This window comes from Hydrogenivirga sp. 128-5-R1-1 (assembly GCF_000171895.1).
Window position 1 is genome coordinate 1 of sequence record NZ_ABHJ01000181.1, and the last position, 2,055, is coordinate 2,055.

Annotated in this window: 2 pseudogenes; both read left to right on the forward strand. The window is 32.9% G+C overall.

The features are described from left to right. Positions 1-1,329: pseudogene (locus HG1285_RS19850) on the forward strand (hypothetical protein); the annotation flags it as partial. A 111-nt stretch (positions 1,330-1,440) separates the two neighbouring features. Continuing rightward, positions 1,441-2,055, forward strand: a pseudogene (locus HG1285_RS03620) (hypothetical protein); the annotation flags it as partial.

The following is a 2,055-nucleotide window of genomic DNA, read 5'->3' on the forward strand; positions in this document are numbered from 1 at the left end:
ATTGACAATAACAATAATGGAATTCCTGATAATATAGAAATAGATAAAGATAAAAATGGAAATCCAGATTGGGATAATGATGGTAATGGAAAACCTGATTTTGTAGAAGACAAAAACAAAAATGGTGTTCCTGATTTTGAAGAAGATGAAAACAACAATGGTATTCCTGATGTAGTTGAAGATAAAAATAAAGATGGAAAATTAGATGGTCTTGAAGATAAAAACCACAATGGAAAGCCTGACTTTATAGAAGATAAAAATAATAATGGCATTCCTGATGACATAGAAGTTTCAACTGGTGAAAGCGGAAATAAAGGGGGAGAAAATGAAAATGGTGAAAACGGCGAACATACAGTTGGAATTCATTATCAAGGTGTATCCTGTGCTCAATGTCATGATGCTTCAAAAATAGGTCAAAATTACAATGGTGAAGCTTTAGAGCATGCCTTTAAAATAGGTGGAACTATTTTCAATGATTTACAGGCTCCTGATAAAAATACAAATAAAGCAGCAGCTTATTATTGGGTAAAACTATCCTTAGAAAATGGAAATGTATTTAAATCTATGGTAGGTAGAGGAACAGGTAATTTCTGGTCTAATGCAAATATACCAGATGGCGTTAAGTTTAAAGTAGAAGTCCTTGACAAAGATGGAAATGTAGTTAACTCTACTAATGGATATACTCATGATAATACAAGATTAGATTGTAATAGTTGCCATACAAGCTCAGGAGCAAATGGTGCACCTGGAAGAATTGTTAATTATAATTATTATGGAAATAGTTCAAATAATAACCAAGCAAATATAGGTAATACAACAGGGAATCAAAACAATACACAAACTGGAAATAGTCAAAGTGGAAATAATTCAACTAACACTGGTAGCAGTACACAAACAAATAGTGGAACTTCAAATTCAGCAGGAAATAATCAAACAAATAAAGGTGGTACAAGCCAGAATAATGGAAACAACCCTCAAAGTAGTGGAAATAATACAGCAAGCACTACTCAACCAAATTCTCAAACAGTTAGCTTTTCTAAAAATGTTTATCCAATACTAAAAAATAATTGCCAAAGCTGTCATGGAGCAACTTCCGGAAGTGGTAATTTAAGAATAGGTAATGATGCAACAACAACATACAACAATTTAATGACTACAACACCAGCAGCAGGAGGTTCATACATAGATACTGCAAATCCTTCTACTTCTCTCCTACTTCAAAAAGCAACAAATTCTGTACCTCACGGCGGAGGTCAGAGATTTAGCCCAAGTTCACAGGAATATCAAACTATCTTAAACTGGATACAGCAAGGAGCTAACAATAATTAAAACTTCCATTTCCCTCCTTTTATATTATGAAGGCTGTCAAATGACAGCCCTTTTTTTATGGCACAAAAATTGAGTAAAAGTCTATGAGAAGCCAAATGGAGGATAAATGTGATGAGAGAAAAGATAAAAATAATTTCACTAATTACTTCTTTCGCCTTGTTTTCTTGTGGTTCTGAAGATACTTCTTTATCACTATCTGAAGAGAATAAAAAAATTTCCACCTATTCTAATTTCCATTATCAAGGACAATCATGCAGTCAGTGTCATGGAGTGAGTATAAAATTTTTAAGTGAAGATGAATTCAATATTGAAGATGGCTTTGAAGGAGGAGAAAGTGAAGGAGAAGGGAAAAGATTTAATATAGGCGGAACGATTTTTAAAAGTTTGACTGCTCAAGATGGAGATGTTAATAATGCAGCGTCAGGTTATTACATTGTATTAAAAACGAACATAGGCTCATATAAAGTTAATATAGGAAGGGGAGCTGGGAATTTTTATTTAAATCAGATAATTTATTCCACATTTATACCTATGGTTTATAATAACAATGGAGAACTTGTGAATTCTTCTTCTTTACCACATCAGCCTTCTTATACAGACTGTAATAGTTGCCATACTTCAAATGGAAAAAATGGAGCTCCCGGAAGGATAGTTAGCTACAATTATTATGGAAGAAACTCAAATAATAATTCTGGAACAAACAGCTCAAATAATGCAAACAACAAC